The sequence below is a fragment of the Steroidobacter sp. genome, assembly GCF_016790065.1.
GTDB lineage: Bacteria > Pseudomonadota > Gammaproteobacteria > Steroidobacterales > Steroidobacteraceae > Steroidobacter.
This window is the reverse complement of record NZ_JAEUPY010000319.1, coordinates 1-2,316: the sequence shown is the minus strand read 5'-3', so window position 1 is coordinate 2,316 and position 2,316 is coordinate 1. Positions and strand designations below refer to the sequence as shown.

At 60.8% G+C, this 2,316-nt stretch carries 1 protein-coding gene; it reads left to right on the top strand.

Annotated elements, in window-relative coordinates:
* Nucleotides 1-22: 22 nt before the first annotated feature.
* A partial coding sequence (locus JNL55_RS13370; protein WP_293853710.1) for an RHS repeat domain-containing protein occupies nt 23-2,316 on the top strand: 2,294 nt, incomplete at its 3' end.

Sequence of the window (2,316 nt, the reverse complement as noted above, 5' to 3'; positions counted from 1 at the left end):
GGGGTATGTTCACGATCCTCTGTTGGAGCCTGAAACACCGCCCTATGTGTCCGCCGTGACCGGTGGTCCGTCGGGTTCGTCGGATTACACCCGGCACGTGATCGTCGGTACACCACCGATGTCGGATACTCTGGTGACGGGCACGACACCGGACGGCGCGACCTTCGAAGCTGTCGTCGATAATTACCTCGGCGTCGTGGCTTACGACGAAGTCGATGGGGAAACGTGGCGTTTCGAGCACGATGTTTATGGTCGGCTGACAGCGGTCATTGCGCCGGAGCTCAACCGGGTCATCTACACGCTCGATGGTCGCGGCAACATCACGGAGGCCCGCGCCAGATCAAAGAACAATGGTGCGAGTGGTGCCGATATCGTCGCCAGCGCCACCTATGACACCGTTTGTACCGACCCCAAGAAATGCAACAAGCCGAATACGGTCACGGACGCGCGCAGCAAAGTCACCAACTACACCTATCACGCCAGTACGGGAGCGCTCGAGACGGTGACGCTTCCGGCGAATGCCGATGGCGTTCGAGCGCAGACGCGATACGCCTATAGTCCGCTGTCTGCCTGGTATAAAAACAGTGCTGGGGCGATCGCCACAGCAGCAACGTCGATCTCGAAGCTGACCGGAACGTCGGTATGTAACACCGGCGTTGCTCCCGACGGCGCGAGCCCGGGGTGTGTGGGTAGCGGCGATGAGACGTTGACCATTCTGGGCTACGGCACGGGGAGTTCCAGTGCGGCCAACAATCTTCTGCCGCTCACCAGCACCGTTCAGTCTGGCGATGGCGTGCTGAGCGCAACGACGACTACCACCTACAATTCGGTCGGTACCGTTCGGACCGTTGACGGCCCGTTAACCGGGGCCACAGATACCACGCGCTATCACTATGACATCGGGCGCCAGTTGCTGGGGCAGGTTGGGCCGGATCCTGATGGCGGCGGGCCGCTGCGCTTCCGCGCCATTCGCACGTCCTACAACGTGGATGGACAGCCGACGCAGATTGAACAAGGTTACGTTGACGGGCAGTCCGACGGCGACTGGACCGGCTTCGTCTCACTCCAGGCGAGCATCAATGAATATGATGCCGACGGCCGTAAGTGGGCGGAGAAGCGCGTCTCAGGCGGCGTGGTCCACGCGCTCACTCAATACAGCTACGACTTGAGAAACCGTATCGAGTGTGCTGCCGTCCGCATGAACCCTTCGCTCTTTGCGTCGCCCCCAGGTTCGGCCTGTGCGCTGGGCACGCAGGGGATTGGCGTCAACGACTTTGGTCCAGATCGGATCACCAAGAATCTCTACGTGGGGCGGCAGCGGCAGAAGATCCAGTCCGCGCTCGGCACGGGATTGCAGCAGGACACGCGTTCGATGACCTACACCTCGAACGGTCGGCTGTACACTCTCACCGATGCCAAAGGGAACCGGACGACGTATGAGTACGACGGCTTCGATCGACTGAAGAGGACGCGCTATCCGAGCCCGAGCACCGTCAACACGAGTTCGACCACGGATTACGAGGAGCTCGACTATGACGCTGCCTCGAATGTCATTTCGACTCGACTGCGAGATGGGCAGACGATCTACTACACGCCTGACAATCTCAACCGCACGACGCTAAAGAATCTGCCGGGATCCGAGCTAGATGTTTCCTACAGCTACGATCACGCCAATCGGATGCTCAGTGCCAGCACGTCGGCGAGTACGCTGCAATGGGTTTTCGATGCGCTCGGGCGTCTGGAGTCCGAGGCGTCCTCGTCTGGAGCGGTGCGCTATCGCTACGATGCGGCCGGTCGACGCGAGCGCCTTACCTGGCCGGATGGTTTGTGGGTGAGCTACGCGTATGACGCGTCGAACGCACTCAGCGCGATTCGTGAGTACGGTGCGACGTCAGGCGCTGGCGTGCTCGCGACGTTCAGCTACGACAATCTAGGTCAACGCAAGACTCTGACTCGAGGCAACGGTACGACGACGAGCTATGACTACGACGGAGCGTCGCGGCTGTCATCGCTGGCGCACGATTTGAGTGACAGTGGTGATACGTCGAGCAGCTTCACTTACTCGCCGTCTTCGCAGTTGCGGACGCTCACGCGGTCCAATTCCAACTACAACTGGACCGCAACCAATACCAGTCAGAGCTATTCGCCCGATGGCCTCAATCGCTACAGCAGCGTCGACGGGGTCGCGCTCGGCTACGACGGCCGCGGCAATCTCACGAGTTACGCCGGTAGCAGCTACGCCTACAGCGCCGAGAATAGACTGCTTTCGGCCAGCGGTGCGACCGCTGGCACGTTGAGCTATGACCCGAGTGGCCG